The organism is Sphingobacterium sp. UBA7631 (assembly GCF_002483935.1).
Lineage (GTDB): Bacteria > Bacteroidota > Bacteroidia > Sphingobacteriales > Sphingobacteriaceae > Sphingobacterium > Sphingobacterium multivorum.
On record NZ_DLIX01000010.1, the window covers coordinates 50,260 to 64,501 of the forward strand.

The 14,242-nt window shown below is 42.5% G+C and carries 15 protein-coding genes; 5 read left to right on the forward strand and 10 right to left on the reverse strand.

Features of this window, described 5'->3' with window-relative positions; all coding sequences use genetic code 11:
• The first annotated feature begins 59 nt into the window (after window positions 1–59).
• The gene (locus B3P16_RS16525) at window positions 60–521 is read left to right on the forward strand and encodes a redoxin domain-containing protein (protein ID WP_286752127.1); all 462 of its coding nucleotides are present in this window, start codon (window positions 60–62) and stop codon (window positions 519–521) included.
• Window positions 522–523: 2 nt separating this feature from the next.
• A complete protein-coding gene (locus B3P16_RS16530) occupies window positions 524–1,030 on the forward strand; it encodes a DsbA family protein (RefSeq protein WP_286843610.1) in 507 nt (168 codons plus the stop codon).
• Between the two features lie 69 nt (window positions 1,031–1,099).
• Here the strand turns inward: B3P16_RS16530 and B3P16_RS16535 are convergent, their stop codons facing one another.
• On the reverse strand, window positions 1,100–1,438 hold the full coding sequence (locus tag B3P16_RS16535) for a winged helix-turn-helix transcriptional regulator (RefSeq protein WP_286752125.1): 339 nt from the start codon (window positions 1,436–1,438) through the stop codon (window positions 1,100–1,102).
• Window positions 1,439–1,541: 103 nt separating this feature from the next.
• Here B3P16_RS16535 and B3P16_RS16540 point away from each other — a divergent pair, with 103 nt between their 5' ends.
• Complete coding sequence (locus B3P16_RS16540) at window positions 1,542–2,288, forward strand: SDR family oxidoreductase (RefSeq protein WP_286752124.1); 747 nt, start codon at window positions 1,542–1,544, stop codon at window positions 2,286–2,288.
• A gap of 143 nt (window positions 2,289–2,431) precedes the next feature.
• Here B3P16_RS16540 and B3P16_RS16545 read toward each other — a convergent pair whose 3' ends face one another.
• From B3P16_RS16545 to B3P16_RS16555, 3 genes are all read right to left on the reverse strand, one after another.
• Entirely contained in the window at window positions 2,432–3,184 is a 753-nt protein-coding gene (locus B3P16_RS16545; protein ID WP_201668105.1) for an SDR family oxidoreductase, read from the reverse strand.
• Between the two features lie 134 nt (window positions 3,185–3,318).
• Window positions 3,319–4,185: a helix-turn-helix domain-containing protein gene (locus B3P16_RS16550; RefSeq protein ID WP_286752123.1), complete on the reverse strand. Its 867-nt coding sequence runs from the start codon at window positions 4,183–4,185 to the stop codon at window positions 3,319–3,321.
• A 62-nt stretch (window positions 4,186–4,247) separates the two neighbouring features.
• Entirely contained in the window at window positions 4,248–5,210 is a 963-nt protein-coding gene (locus B3P16_RS16555) for an aldo/keto reductase (RefSeq protein WP_286752122.1), read from the reverse strand.
• Between the two features lie 105 nt (window positions 5,211–5,315).
• On the opposite strand from B3P16_RS16555, the gene B3P16_RS16560 reads away from it, so the two are divergent.
• Complete coding sequence (locus B3P16_RS16560) at window positions 5,316–5,669, forward strand: winged helix-turn-helix transcriptional regulator (RefSeq protein WP_286752121.1); 354 nt, start codon at window positions 5,316–5,318, stop codon at window positions 5,667–5,669.
• A gap of 23 nt (window positions 5,670–5,692) precedes the next feature.
• On the opposite strand, the gene B3P16_RS16565 is transcribed toward B3P16_RS16560, so the two are convergent.
• Window positions 5,693–6,070, reverse strand: coding sequence for a hypothetical protein (locus B3P16_RS16565; protein ID WP_286752120.1), 378 nt, complete (start codon window positions 6,068–6,070; stop codon window positions 5,693–5,695).
• Between the two features lie 195 nt (window positions 6,071–6,265).
• Between B3P16_RS16565 and B3P16_RS16570 the strand changes: the two genes are divergently transcribed.
• A complete protein-coding gene (locus tag B3P16_RS16570; RefSeq protein WP_286752119.1) occupies window positions 6,266–7,282 on the forward strand; it encodes a hypothetical protein in 1,017 nt (338 codons plus the stop codon).
• A gap of 144 nt (window positions 7,283–7,426) precedes the next feature.
• On the opposite strand, the gene B3P16_RS16575 is transcribed toward B3P16_RS16570, so the two are convergent.
• The 5 genes from B3P16_RS16575 to B3P16_RS16595 all read right to left on the reverse strand — a co-directional run bounded on the left by B3P16_RS16575 (window position 7,427) and on the right by B3P16_RS16595 (window position 14,178).
• Entirely contained in the window at window positions 7,427–8,911 is a 1,485-nt protein-coding gene (locus B3P16_RS16575; RefSeq protein WP_204991100.1) for a DHA2 family efflux MFS transporter permease subunit, read from the reverse strand.
• Window positions 8,912–8,979: 68 nt separating this feature from the next.
• On the reverse strand, window positions 8,980–10,041 hold the full coding sequence (locus B3P16_RS16580; protein WP_286752118.1) for a fatty acid desaturase family protein: 1,062 nt from the start codon (window positions 10,039–10,041) through the stop codon (window positions 8,980–8,982).
• Between the two features lie 182 nt (window positions 10,042–10,223).
• On the reverse strand, window positions 10,224–11,135 hold the full coding sequence (locus B3P16_RS16585) for a helix-turn-helix domain-containing protein (protein WP_286752117.1): 912 nt from the start codon (window positions 11,133–11,135) through the stop codon (window positions 10,224–10,226).
• Between the two features lie 62 nt (window positions 11,136–11,197).
• Window positions 11,198–12,001, reverse strand: a complete 804-nt coding sequence (locus tag B3P16_RS16590) for an SDR family oxidoreductase (protein WP_286752116.1) — start codon at window positions 11,999–12,001, stop codon at window positions 11,198–11,200.
• 200 nt (window positions 12,002–12,201) lie between these two features.
• Window positions 12,202–14,178: an ATP-binding protein gene (locus B3P16_RS16595; RefSeq protein WP_286752115.1), complete on the reverse strand. Its 1,977-nt coding sequence runs from the start codon at window positions 14,176–14,178 to the stop codon at window positions 12,202–12,204.
• Window positions 14,179–14,242: the final 64 nt, after the last annotated feature.

Genomic DNA, 14,242 nt, shown 5'->3' on the forward strand with positions numbered 1-14,242 from the left:
GTTCTTTCTACCGGTAGCGGCATTCATATTGCCTATATCAACTATTAATCAATAAAATTATGTTAGAACAAAATACTGTTGCACCTGATTTCACATTATTTGCAACACCAGACCAGAAAATCACCTTATCCGAATTTAAGGGTCGTAACGTGATCTTAGCATTCTATCCTGCCGATTGGAGTCCAGTCTGCAGTGATCAGATGGCACTGTACAATGAAATGCTCAAGTACTTCAAAAAGTATGACGCAGAATTGTTCGGAATCTCCGTGGACAGCAAATGGTGTCATCTGGCTTTTTCGCAGTCCCGTAACCTACACTTTCCGCTACTTGCAGACTTTGAGCCAAAGGGTGGAGTAGCAAAGAAATACGATGTCTATAATGAGCATGAAGGTCAGTGCAACCGCGCACTTTTTGTAATCGATAAAGAAGGTATCATCCAATGGAGCTACAAATCACCGACGGCGGTAAATCCCGGTGCAGATGGAATATTGGAAGCTCTTGAAAATCTTAAAATAAAATAGTTATGTCATTAAAAATACCTGTCAGTACAACTGACCACGCCCAAGGCAATCTAAATGCCAATTTAATTATCGTAGAGTATGGTGACTATCAATGTCCTTACTGTGGAGCCGCTTATCCGGTGCTAAAGAAGCTCTTGAAAAAATTTAGTGGAGAGGTGAAATTTGTATTTAGAAACTTCCCACTTTCTGAAATGCATGAATACGCGCTTCCGGCCGCGATCGCTGCAGAAGCTGCGTCTTTGCAGGATAAGTTTTGGGAAATGCACGATGCCATTTACGAAAATCAGCGGAACCTTGACGACCAGTATCTTTTTACAATAGCGGAAAAAATAGGATTAGATATAGAAAAGTTTAAGTCCGATATACAAAAAGAGGAGCTGTTGAATAAAATAGATGCCGATTTTCAGGGCGGCGTTATCAGCGGGGTCAATGGGACACCATCGTTTTATGTTAACGGCAAGAAGTTCAACGCTGGAGCTGAAGACCTTTTCAATCTTTTTGTTAGATAACTGGCTAAGCATTTCATATGTACTACCAGCATCAGCATTTTAGCTGATGGTAGTACATAGAATACAATTCTAAACCTTATCGTCTACAATCATTTTTCGGTGTTCTCTACCCCAGTTAATCATTTCCGAAATAATATTCCCGAAAGTCCTGCAATATGCAGTGGGTTCATATTCAATTAAAACAGGAATATCGGGATAAACAGTCCGTTTAACCAACTTATTTAATTCCATATCTTTCAGCTCTTTTGAAAGCATTCTTGTGGTAATCCCGGGGATACTTCTTTCAATTTCGCGAAAACGTCGGTTGCCGTTGCAAAGCGAATTAATGACAGGGATTCTCCACTTACCTCCAATGAAATAAAGGGTGTCCTGCAACGCTCTAAGTTCTTCTGTCTGATCTCTTTCCATGGTTACAAAGTTAAGTGATATAATGTATGATACTGATATACTCGGTTATACTGATAACAAAAGTATACCATTTCGCTGATAACTTTGTAGAAAAATTAAAGAAATGAAAAAGTTGAGTAACAAGTTAGCCATTGTAACAGGTGGAAATAGCGGAATAGGCTATGCCACCGCAAAAGAGTTAATCGCCGAAGGAGCCAAAGTCATTATCACCGGAAGACGAAAAGAGGCCATTAAAAAGGCGGCAGAAGCGTTAGGGGCTATTTCTTTTGTGGCGGATCAGGGGAAGTTGGAAGATATTGAAAATTTCAGAAACCATGTTGAAAAGGAATTCGGAAAAATTGACATCCTGTTCATTAATGCAGGCATCACCGGAAGTTTAGGTCCAATCGAACATATGAGTGCCGAAAATTTTGACAATGTAATGGGTATTAATTTCAGAGGAGCTTATTTTACTTTGAGCAAATTTATTCCCCTGTTGAACGATGGTGCTTCAGTGGTATTTCTTTCATCCAACGTCGCGACCACCTCTAAACCAAATAGTTCGATTTACCAGGCAAGCAAAGCAGCATTGAATTCCATTGCGAAGACCGCTGCTGCAGAATTAGCACCAAGAAAAATCAGGGTAAATTTAGTAAGTCCTGGGCCTACAAAAACAGAGATTATGACAAAAGCAGGGTTGGACGAAAAAACATTGGAAGGTCTTGATGAATGGTTAATCAGCGGAATCCCTTTACAAAAAATGGGAACTGCTGAAGATGTTGCCAAAGCTGTTATTTATCTGTCAGATAACCATGTGGCAAGTTTCATGACCGGAACGGAAATCCTTATGGATGGTGGAATGGTTTTATAATTGGGGCCTTATTTTTTGGAATGTAAGTGCTGGAACCTTGAAAAAATTCCAGCACTTTCTATGGATATACACCAACTACCGAACGTATCGATCTATAAGATATCCAGCTCAGCAAAGCTCGGTGATTTCTCTTTTCTGATGGCTTAAATCACAGCTGTATTTAGTGCCCAGTCCTCAAAATGAACCTTGCCGGCACAATATGCTCCAGCAGGTACGAGCAATGATTTAGGAACAACAAGATGCATATATTTGCTATCGTCGTCAGAAACTACCCTTATGTGATTCCCGGTGATCGCGATATATTTCGCGACAAAATCGTCCATATTGGCCTTTATAGGCCCCGCAATCTCGACCGTGCCATTTTTAGGCTCCTCGAGTGCAAACTGCACAATGTAGTCTGTCACATCTTCCAGGGCAATGGGTTGGTAGTCGATCTTGGAAACAAATACCTCGTCACCCTGACCCTGAACGGCAATGATGGCATCAGTATGCTCATAAAACTGTGTCGAACGAATGATGGTATAAGGTATTCCGGAGTTTTTGATATTGTCCTCCTGATATTTCTTGGCGCGAAGATATCCGATCTCCAGCGCATCGTCCGTTCCGACAATGGAAAGTACGAGGTGATGCCTGATGTTTGCCGTCCGCTCCGCTTTTACCAGATTCTTTCCTGCGGTCTGAAAAAAGTGGATTGCATTTTCTTCTTCAGGAGAGGAGGAATTGGATAGATCGATGACGATCTCTGTATTTTCCAGGGCCTGGGAGAGACCTTCTCCCGTCATGAGATCCACGCCATGTGAAGGCGAACCAATGATTACCTGATGACCAAGGTTTGCCAGTTTTTTTGTGACCAGCCTTCCAGTAAGACCTGTACCACCGATTACTAAGATTTTCATAGCTAAACTATTTAAATTTACAACTTATCTATACTGCAAAATTGATCAAAAAATGAATGCCGGAAAACTGACAAACAACGGTAAAAGGTGGACAAAAAAGAAGCCGTGTTTGAGTTGAAATAGTATAAGATTGTCTAATCCAGGTTCGGATTGAAACGTAGCGTCTTTCTGTAATCGCCCGGTGATCGCCCAGTTTTTTTTGTGAAAAGCCTGATAAAGTACTTGGTGTCTTTATAGCCTAGCTGCACCGCAATTTCCTTAATACTCAATCGCGAATAATAGAGCAGGCGCTGTGCTTCGCTCAGTACTTCCTTCTGTATCAGCGCTGATGCGGATAAGCCCGTCACCATTTTAACGACATCGTTCAGGTGGGCCACGGAGATATTTAACTGCTGGGCATATGCTGCTGGGCGCTTAAGGCTGCGGTAATCACGCTTCACAAGATTTTTGAATTCGTTGGCGATACTTATAACCCTGGGGCTGTGACTTATGGACCCTGCGGCGGATCTGCGATCGTGACAAATCACCGCCTGGGTTATAAATGCTGACAGCAGCGGCTGCTGCACTTCCTTATTGGCACTATAGTTTATACTGTCCAAATTTATTAGCGAGTCCAAGATGGACGTAAACCATTGTTGCTCGGGCGCTGAGAGGGACAAAATAAGGGTTTCATTTAAAGATGCATCAAGCATGTCTTTGGCTGACCTGGTCATGTGATGGCCTTCGAAGGAAATGTAATAACCGGATGCGCCTAAAACCGTGGTGATCTGATGGACCTGATGGGGAGGGCAGACAAAAAGCGTTCCCGCTGGCATGATCAGCTGTTCAAAATCAAATAGGACTTCCAGCTGTCCAGCTTCAACTAGCATGCACGTATAGTGGTCATGCCGATGCGGATTCAGTGCTTTTAGGATGCCCGTCGTTGAATCGTCCCATATTCCAACAGCCATACTGCTGCTGGAATTCATGCTGTTCACTAAAATAGAATCTCTTTTTGGCATGCGGCGTAATTTTAAGTTCAAATTTAGTTTATATACTTTAAGAATTACTATCGATTACAAAATCAACCACGTACCGTATTCAGCAAATCGTGCGGATACCCGAGGCTAATGGAGCTTAAAGCATCCAGTTTGATCAGCTCATCAGTTTTCAAATTAATTTCAGCCGCTTTGATACTTTGCTCAAATTGATTTATAGTGCGTGCTCCCAGTAATGGAAATGCCTCTTTTGATAAATTCCATGCAAAAGCGATCTGACCGGGCGTTGCTTCCTGTTTTTCCGCGATTGACACCAGTTCATCAATGATCAGTTTGGTTTTCTCGTTTTCCGAATATTCAGCGTCAGAAGAATGACTGATGCGCCCGGCTTCTCCCTTTCTATATTTTGCGGTGAGCAGTCCGCCGGCTAGTGGCGAATACATCATTACACCAAGACCAAATTCCTTTGCCATCGGGATCAGTTCACGGTCTGCGGTACGTTGCAATAAATTATATTCAATCTGTAAAGCGGTGAGTTTTGTTGCTGATGCAATGGCCGATGCCTTCCATGCCGGGAAATTAGTGAGCCCTGCATACACTATTTTCCCTTCGCTGACCAGATCTTGAAGTCCCATGGCAATTTCTTCCCACGGAGTTACTCCATCATCATAATGAGGCATATAAATATCGATGTAGTCCGTCTTCAATCTTTTCAGACTTTGTTCAACAGCCTGTCGCATAGATTTACGGTTATTCCCAAAATTACTGATGGAAGGGTTGGGATCACTACTTCGAGTATATTTTGAACAGATAATAAAATTACTTCGCTGTCCCTCTAAAAAGTTGCCTACGATTTCTTCTGCCTCTCCAAATTGGTAAACATCGGATATATCGATAAAATTACCACCTGCATCTGCATAAGCTGTTAAGATCTTTTTCGATTCTTCGGGATCGGCTCCATAGCCTTTTCTGGTTCCAAAGTTGGCAGCTCCCAAAATTATTTCACTGGCATTCAGTCCTGTTTTTGATCCAAATAACTTGTATTTCATATTTTTATATTTACTTTGTTTCAAAGGTAAGGGCATAAAGTAATAGTGTCAATTACGGATAAATTTATCTATACCCACTTTATACCTTCGTAAATTATAGCAGCTATGTACGAAAAAAAGCTTCCGGTTAATTTAGATTGCGGTTTACATCTGTTTTTGCAGGTAGTTCAGGGAAAATGGAAAATAAACCTGCTCTGGGCCATTCATTCAGGTATCAAGCGTCCGGGTGAGCTGCAGCGGAAAATCCCCAATGCGACCCGGCGTGTACTTGATGCGCAGCTTGGCCAATTGATTGAACATGGATTAATCAATAAAGTCGTCTTTGATCAGCTTCCGCTGAAAGTAGAATATGAACTGACTGGGCTAGGGGAAAGCCTCATACCAGTCATTGCGGTAACAGCACAATGGGGTGAGGATCATAGAAATGAATTGGAAAAGATTTTGAGAAATCCCGCTTGATAGGGGATGCGCATGCTATAAGGCTAGGCATTTCTGTATGAAATCCGTATATACAGGGGAGTCGCTTCTGCTTTAGCTCCCCCATCGAGCCATTCGTCGACCCCGTATATACAAAGCTCTGTGAAATCTGGATCCTCATCTTTCTTTTCGTCTTTTCGAACTTGAAGTACATGGTCCTCCATGAGGTAATTGCTGATCGCAATGCCAAGTTTTTGACTAAGCTCAGCGGGAAGTTGGTTAAGTTTATCCGCCTGATTGGAGCCTAGATTAAAGTTGTGCTCCATCCAGTCCACAAAATTATCTCTCATAAGCTGCAGCGCTAGTGCGCGATCTACCCTAGGTAGCGCGAGAAGTGTGGCAACTTTAGCTGCCAAACCAAACTCGTCTAAGTTTTCTTTCATAAAAATTCTCTTTTGGCAAATATTTATTTTAAAGATTACTTAAACGAATGCCAAGGAATAACCTCCGTGATTTTGGAGGATTATCTTCTTTTTGAAGATTCAATTTTGCTTAATACTTGATTAATTTTAATAAATTAGATGTTCAAACAATATAAACCTTAGTCTAATAACAGTATTTGGTGGAATGATATGAAAATGTTAAGATTATTCGTTGAGAGCTTTTTCGTCTCTTCGATTTTTAATTTAATTGCAAATAATGGATTTAAGTTAAATAGAATTTGGACGCAAGCCTATTGGACCTGGACATTGGCATTTGCTTTGGCAATAGTCGTTGCTGCGCTGCTCATTCGTGTTCGGTTGAAAGTTTTGTGGATCCACTGGCAGAAAAAATATACGCAATTGCAATTATTTAGAAGGGGACGCGTGCAGACCAATAGTTTACCAAAATCAGAACTGGTATGGGCCATTCTGTCCACATCCTTAGCACTTTTAATGGTCTATCTCTGCTTTATCTATCTAATCGCTTTTGTACGTAGCGGTAGCACGTATATGTTTTTTATAAATTATTTGTTCCATTATATGCCTCTTGTTGCTACAGGATGCTTGGTCTACGTAAGCTATGTTTTTATCAGAGGACAATTATGGTGGTTTACGCCAACAAACGCATTGACGCTTTTCAGCGATCTGTTACCAGAAAAAACAGTTCCTGTAGAAAAAGTGGTCACCATACTCCCTCCAAGCGCATTGGATAAAAGTATCCCAATCGGATCACTTTATGATGTGCTTTACATCCAAGCTCGATTCGATCTAAGTGCATTGCGAAAAGATGTTGTTCGTATGTTTGATGTTCCTTTCTATTTTTCTAAAAGAGGAGAAAAACAAGTTGTACTGATTGATGGTACGCGATTAGAGGCCGGTCGTTTTTTGCAGGAGCTAGAAAAAAGAGGGCTTGACAAATGGTTTTTCCGTATAAGTAGCACCTGTAGAGTGAATATGATGCATATCCATTTTCCAATTTCGCCTAATGCGTCTCAACTGGAGTTTCGTAAGGAGGTGTTTCAATGCCTGCGGTTGAACATGACGGAAATGGAGATCGGAAACCTGCTTCTGGTAAACGAATGGATGCGAAAAGAAAAAAAGCTAAAAGATTTTTTGGATAACGCACATAATCTGCGGCATAAGGGCTGGGATCAACTTATACCATTGAACTGATAAATTCTGCTATGATAAAGATCAAACGGGTATATTTCAAATATAGTGCATCATTTCCCTGACCGACTATGCATTTAAAAAACAATTTGGCTACAGTCCGAAAAGCCTACCCAATACCGAAAAGTCCACCTAATATTTAAAGGACTAAGCGGCCTTCTGCACTTCTTTTTGTGAAGGCAAACCCCTTAAATTGGCCCCGTCACTTGGTTTAATTTTGAAATATTCGATTAAGGATAGCAGGGATAAGCCAGCAATTAACTGCAAGGCCAAACTGAAATCCCGCATCTGATAAACGGTATCCTGATAATAGCTGCTTGCAAGGTGAAGTGTTACCGCTCCCAGGGCGATACCCATACCCAGTGCCATTTGCTGTGCCGTATTGTACAACGTATTCGCATTGCTGAGCTGTCCATTGGGTACGTCTGCGTAGGCCAACGTATTCAGGCTTGTAAATTGGAGCGACCGGGTAAGCCCCGAGAAAAAGAATACGATGGCCACAAGCCAGATTGGCGTTTGCAGGGAAAGCAGGGAAAGTCCGGCCGTAAAAATTGTTAAAATAATACCGTTCCCAATCAAAACCCTACGGAAGTCAAACCGTCGTGTTATCCAAATGGCTACGGGCTTCATGCTCATACTGCCCAGCATGTTGGCCATATAGAGGAGGCCTGCATGAAATGGGCTCAGTCCGAAACCCAGCTGTAGCATAAGGGGCAAGATAAAAGGAGCAACATTGATCACCATACGGGTAATCGAGCCGGAATAGACTGTAACCCGGAAAGTCTTTATTTTGAGGATACGATAATCGATCAAGGGGTACTGTATACGTTTGGAGTGCCATACCGCAATAGCCATCAGCGCAAAGCTTGCCAGGATAGTGACAAGCGGTTTGGTATAATCTCCGTTGGCAGCGCCGATCATTTCGGTACCCAGCATGATGCCGGCGAGGCCAATCCCGCTGATTAAAAAACCGATAATATCAAGTGGACGGCTATTTTCAGATTCCATTGCCGGAATAAATGTATGCACGGCCCACAGCGCAAATACGCCGAAGGGTATGTTGATAAAGAAAATCCAGTGCCAGCTAAAATAGGTCGTAAAAAATCCACCCAGTACGGGGCCAACAATAGGGCCTAATAATCCGGCCCAGGCAATATAACCGATCGCATCGACCAGATCTTTCTTTGCGGTATGCTTCAGTACGATGAGACGACCAACCGGAACCATAAGTGCTCCGGCTGTACCCTGGCAGATGCGCGCTATAACGAAAGATGTCAAGTTGGTACTCAGTCCACAAGCGATCGACGAAAGTATAAATCCTATAATTGCTGTATTGAACACTTTTTTTGCGCCGTAGCGGTCGGCGATCCAGCCACTGATCGGTATAAATACGGCCAGCATGACGGTGTATGAAGTAATGCCCGCACTGAGGTGTACCACATTACTCTCAAAATCATGTGCCATTTTGGGTAAGGCCGTGGATATCGCTGTGGTGTCGAGCATCTCCATAAACAGTGTGCCACCAACAATGAGCGATATGATGCGTGATTCTTTCTTCATTTTGCTCTTCTTCAATCCCGAACGGGATACATGTGCGACAAAAGTAAGCCTATCGGAAAAAAGAAAAGTCATTTAAAGGCAATTAAATGACCAACATGTATCGGCAAGGGACAAAGGAAATGGACTCGCTAATAACGAGGTTATTTTGACATGGCCTCCAGCACTTTTAAATGCGATCTAAATGCTGTCCAGAAGCTCCGAAACTCGTTGTATTGTATTTTATATTCCTTGCAGGTCTGCTTCACAATCCGATTGAGCGCAGGATAATGAACATGGCTGATCTTTGGAAAAAGGTGATGTTCAACCTGAAAATTGAGGCCGCCAAGCAACCAGGTAAGTGCTTTGCTGCCCGTAGCAAAATTTGCGGTGGACTGAATCTGATGAATCATCCATTCTTCCTCGACCTTTGACTGGTCAATGGTTTTGAATTCGGTTTCTTCCACCACATGGGCCAGCTGGAATACGGTGGCCAGACTCATACCACACACAATACCAGAAATCAGCAAACCGATAAGTGTGGGCAGCCACCCGACGAAAATGATCGGAAGGATGACAAATAAGCTGAAGTGAATGAGCTTACTGACCCAAAAAATAATACGCTCTTTGACCGGAAAATGAAATTGCTCGGTTTTATGTCCCATGCGTCCACGGAAATATTTCTCATAATCTTGATAAAAGATCCACGCTAAATAGGAGATTCCATAGAGCAGCGGAAAATAAAAACGCTGATAGCGATGGTGTTTCCGAAGTTTTTGGTCGTGGTGTATACGCATAAACTTGACTTCGATATCGTGATCTTCGCCATCGATATTTGTATAGGTATGGTGTGCAATATTATGTTTGAGCTTCCAAAAGTAGATATTGCCGCCCAGTAGATTGAGCGAGTAGGACAGCACAGTGTTAAGGTTTTTATTGTCTGAAAAAGAATTGTGACCAGCATCGTGCATAATGTTGAAACCAATCGCAGCGAGATTAGCTCCGAAAATGATACATAATGCTATTGAAATACTCCAATGCAAAGGTGCGAATACCAGAAGGAGATACAATACCGCAAAGCTGATCAGGAGGATAGAGGCTTTAAGATAGATCTTACCATTCCCGGTTCTTGGCTGAAGTGAATTTTGAAAATAGTTATTAATTTTTTGTTTTAACGTTTTAGAGAACAATGTATTGACATTGCTGAATTTTACTGACTGGGACATTGGGTTTTTACTCGAGAAATATTCTTAATTTTTATTACGTTCGATCTTGAGCGATAGAACAATGTAAATGTACCATATAAAATTTGAAATATCGCGGTCGTAAAGTTAAAGATTGTTAAAGGTCAATTTACCGGAGAACAGGTCAGCGGGATTAACACTAAAATTTATTTATTACTGTTCTGTCAATTAAACGATTGTCTGAATGTTAGCGGTGAAACATTGGTTTTTTTCTTAAACAGTTTGTTGAACGATTGTGGATGTTCAAAACCGAGTTTGTAGGCGATCTCTGCCACGGAAAGGCTTGTCGCCGTGAGTATTTCCTTGGCTTCATCAATTAACTTGTCGTGGATGTGCTGCTGTGTGTTTTTACCGGTAACGGAACGGAGTAAATCGCTTAGATAACGAGCCGATACATGGAGGCTTTCTGCTAAATACTCTACCGTCGGAAGCCCTTGTTTTAAGGTTTCCTCGTTGCCGAAATAATCATCCAGCAATTTTTCCAATTGAGTTAGCAATTCGTGGTTAACGGCTTTCCGGGTAATGAATTGACGCTCATAGAACCGGTTGCTGTATTGTAAGAGCATGTCAATTTGCGACAGAATAATACCTTGGGTATGTTTGTCGATATGCTGATATTCGCTTTCGATTTTAAGAAAGATTTCTATAATGTCTTTTTCTTCGCGTTCGGAGAGATGTAATGCTTCATTAAGCGCATACGAAAAGAAATTGTAGTTTTTTATTTTGCTGGCCAGGGGGTGTGTATACAAAAAATCGGGGTGAACTAGCAGCATGTAACCTTTTCCGCATTCGGCATTCATCTTTCTGATTTCAGCAATCGTTAACGATTGGATCTGCTTGGGCGCGATGAAATTCATCGTTCCTTTGTCGAAATCATAATAGTGTTGGCCGTACTTTAATGTTGCAGTAACGTCTTTCTTAAGCGAAATACTATAGAAATTCACGCAGAACTGCTCCCAGATGTCACTTTCAGCGGGTTTTATTCCAGCGACATCAATTACACTGACGAGGGGGTGTAATGGGGCCGGCAAGGACAAGTGCCGATGAAATTCGGATATGGAATTGATACTATGCATCGTGTTTGTTTTACAAATCTACAAAAAACAACTGCCGTAGCGGCAGTTGCTTATTAAAAAAATCAGGCTCCAAATTGTTTTGCGATTTCTTGCCTGAACGCTTCTTTTCCGACTTGTAGTCGTCTTTCATAGAGTGCATGTGCGTCGTCGCCTGCCAGATAGCGTACTTGATCTTTATGGTCCGTTGCAGCTTCATACACCACTTGGGCAATCTGCTCTGCCGAGGATGCATTCTGCATCATCAGACCCATTTGTTCGAACAGTTTGTCTTCCATGTCCTGATAATCGGACGTTCGGTTCATATCCAAAGAGCGACCTGCAAAATCTGTCGCTATTCCGCCCGGAGCAACTGTTTTAATGGCGATTCCAAACTTTTTCAATTCAAAGGACATGCTTTCGCTCCAGCCCTCCAAAGCGAATTTTGTCGCATGATACATGGAATGTAGCGGGAAACCCATAAAACCACCAATGGATGTGGTCGAAATAAATGAACCACCCTTCTGTGCCCTAAAATGGGGGATAAAGGCTTGTGTAACGCGCAGTACACCCAATAGATTCGTGTCGATTTGGCGAAGTATTTTTTCGTCGCTCAAGGTTTCAAAGGCGCCCATTAATCCATAACCTGCATTATTAAAAACGACATCAATGTTGCTTAAAGAGATTGCTTTTTCGACAGTTTCTTTGATTTGGGCGGGATCGCTTACATCTAATTTTAATAGCGTTATGTTTTCGATCTCGGTAAGTTCAGTTTCATTTTCGGGATTTCGCATGGTTGCGATTACATTCCAACCCGCTTGTTGGAATAGTTTGGCAGTTGCTTTTCCCAATCCGGAAGAAGCTCCTGTAATGAAAATTGTCTTTTGCATCGTGTTATTGTTTGATTCCATAACACAAATGTCTAAAGAAAGCATAGGGTATCTGTTGCCAAATTGAGCTTGATTGTATCCAAAATGACGTCTTGGTAGTATGCATGATTCTACCCAAGTTTTGGAAAGGCTAAACAGGAGTGATCAGAACAGGAGTGATCAGATCTTGTCGAATGCCATTGGCGAAATCAAGGTGGGGATTACTGGGCTGGAAGCCGCACCTTAAAGGTGGTTCCTCCGGCCGAGTTGCTCTCTACAGCGATCTGTCCGTTATGCAGTTTTACAATTTCACGGCAGAGATACAGTCCTATGCCAAATCCTGAGATTGTTCCGACCCTATCTTTTCCTGCCCTGTAAAATCGATCGAATATCTGATCCCGGTCTTCTTCGGCAATGCCCATACCTTGGTCGCTTACAAAAATTTCGATAACGTTATTTGCCTTGGGCGAATAACCAAATGTAATCTGGGTTCCTATCGGCGAATATTTGGCTGCATTTTCCACCAGGTTTTGGACTACCTGCGAAATCTTGTTCGGGTCAGCATTAATGGATAAACTTTGCGTCAGGTCAGCGGCAATCTGATGGGTGTTGATCCTCAATTTAAATTCATCTTCAAGTTCAGCAAATAATTCCTTTAGATCAAACACTTCTCTTTCTATCACCATTCTGCCGGAGTCGAACCGCGCGATGTTTAAAAATCCATTGATTAAGTTGTTCATATTGCGGACCTGCCGAAGAGATTTCATCGTAATGTCGTGGTGATTGGTATTCGCTGTAAGGATTGCCTGACGCTGCATCAATTGAAGATAGGCATTTATAGAGGTCAGCGGTGTCTTCAGTTCATGGCTAACGATGCTTATAAAATCATTTTTCCGCTGCTCCTCAGCTTTCTGTTCGGTAATATCCCTTAACGTGCCGTTGAGGCTGGCGGCGTTTCCCTTGGCATCATAAAATACTTTACCGCGTGCCTGCACGAGTCTGCCGTTCGGATCTTGCGGGTGGAGGATACGGTATTCAATAAAGTAATTGCCATCTGACTCTTCGCTAAGTGCATCAGTTATGGCAGCCGTTACACGTTCCTGATCTTGCTCTACTATGGAAGCAATAGCGGTCGATAGATCCAGCTGCTCCTCATCGGCCAAACCAAACCATAATTTTAACAGGGCATTTCCGGAGAACAGATTATTTTGGGGCTCGTAGTAGAACGTCGCAAGCTCGCCGGCATCAATAGCCATGGACAACATTTGTTGATCCTTTTCACTTTTCCGCCGTTCAAGGACTTGGTCCGTAATTTCTTCCAGGATGATCAGAATGCCCGTTACGTCGTTATCAGCTGAAAAAATAGGTTGATAGATGGAGTTTACAATAGCCTCCCGCAGGCCGTCCTTGTGATGCAGCAGTATGGAAAGTTCATTGTTTGTTTTCCGTTCGCCTTTTTCATACACTTCCCGGAGCCATTGGCTCATGGGCTGGCCTTGTAGCTCGGGCCTTGCAATTTCGTGGGGCAGACCCTGCACATCCGCTAATTGATGTCCCCAGATTTTTAATATGGTCGGATTGGCTATGTCAATGATTAACTCCGGCCCCTTAAGCATCGCTATGCCGACGGGTGCCTGCTCAATAATTGTCCGCACTTGCTCACGGCTTTCTGCCAGAAGTTGTAAGGAACTGTTGAGTTCATCGTTTGTAGCAGTCAATTCTTCTAGCGTTGCCGCCATTTCCTCCATAAGACCTTGTTCATTTTTTTCTTTTTCCTGTATTTGTTGCTGATGCTGCCTTCTTAAAGTAACGTTGCGGGCAGTGTTTAAAATACACCAGGTTTTATTGTTTTGGTCTAATAGTGCTCTGTATTCATAATCGAAATAATCAGTCACCGGAACACCATTCTTGATGAGCCGTGCTGGTGCCTCGGTAACGGAATAGGATTTGCCTGTTCGCCAAACCTCTTGCAGAATGGCTAAGAATGGTTGGTCTTCCAGTTCGGGAATAGCACTGATCAGCGCTTTACCAATAACGGATGCATCTTTACCCCATAGGGAAAGCATGCCCGCATTGGCAAACTGAATGGTCATCTCTGTCCCAGTATAGATTGATGTCGGCTCGGGAGAACTGCTCAGCGCCTGTAAGATGTGGTCCTCGCCAAAAGCGGCACTGCCAAATTTATTATTGATGTCCATTAGCCCAAAGATAAAGAATACATTTTTATAAAAGAATAGCTATCTTTTGGCATGATTATTTGTT

Bases quoted from the DNA above. Each gene is read 5' to 3' on its own strand.
- B3P16_RS16525 (WP_286752127.1), top strand. From the start codon at position 60: ATGTTAGAACAAAATACTGTTGCACCTGATTTCACATTATTTGCAACA.
- B3P16_RS16530 (WP_286843610.1), top strand. From the start codon at position 524: ATGTCATTAAAAATACCTGTCAGTACAACTGACCACGCCCAAGGCAAT.
- B3P16_RS16535 (WP_286752125.1), bottom strand. From the start codon at position 1,438: ATGGAAAGAGATCAGACAGAAGAACTTAGAGCGTTGCAGGACACCCTT.
- B3P16_RS16540 (WP_286752124.1), top strand. From the start codon at position 1,542: ATGAAAAAGTTGAGTAACAAGTTAGCCATTGTAACAGGTGGAAATAGC.
- B3P16_RS16545 (WP_201668105.1), bottom strand. From the start codon at position 3,184: ATGAAAATCTTAGTAATCGGTGGTACAGGTCTTACTGGAAGGCTGGTC.
- B3P16_RS16550 (WP_286752123.1), bottom strand. From the start codon at position 4,185: ATGCCAAAAAGAGATTCTATTTTAGTGAACAGCATGAATTCCAGCAGC.
- B3P16_RS16555 (WP_286752122.1), bottom strand. From the start codon at position 5,210: ATGAAATACAAGTTATTTGGATCAAAAACAGGACTGAATGCCAGTGAA.
- B3P16_RS16560 (WP_286752121.1), top strand. From the start codon at position 5,316: ATGTACGAAAAAAAGCTTCCGGTTAATTTAGATTGCGGTTTACATCTG.
- B3P16_RS16565 (WP_286752120.1), bottom strand. From the start codon at position 6,070: ATGAAAGAAAACTTAGACGAGTTTGGTTTGGCAGCTAAAGTTGCCACA.
- B3P16_RS16570 (WP_286752119.1), top strand. From the start codon at position 6,266: ATGTTAAGATTATTCGTTGAGAGCTTTTTCGTCTCTTCGATTTTTAAT.
- B3P16_RS16575 (WP_204991100.1), bottom strand. From the start codon at position 8,911: ATGACTTTTCTTTTTTCCGATAGGCTTACTTTTGTCGCACATGTATCC.
- B3P16_RS16580 (WP_286752118.1), bottom strand. From the start codon at position 10,041: ATGTCCCAGTCAGTAAAATTCAGCAATGTCAATACATTGTTCTCTAAA.
- B3P16_RS16585 (WP_286752117.1), bottom strand. From the start codon at position 11,135: ATGCATAGTATCAATTCCATATCCGAATTTCATCGGCACTTGTCCTTG.
- B3P16_RS16590 (WP_286752116.1), bottom strand. From the start codon at position 12,001: ATGCAAAAGACAATTTTCATTACAGGAGCTTCTTCCGGATTGGGAAAA.
- B3P16_RS16595 (WP_286752115.1), bottom strand. From the start codon at position 14,178: ATGGACATCAATAATAAATTTGGCAGTGCCGCTTTTGGCGAGGACCAC.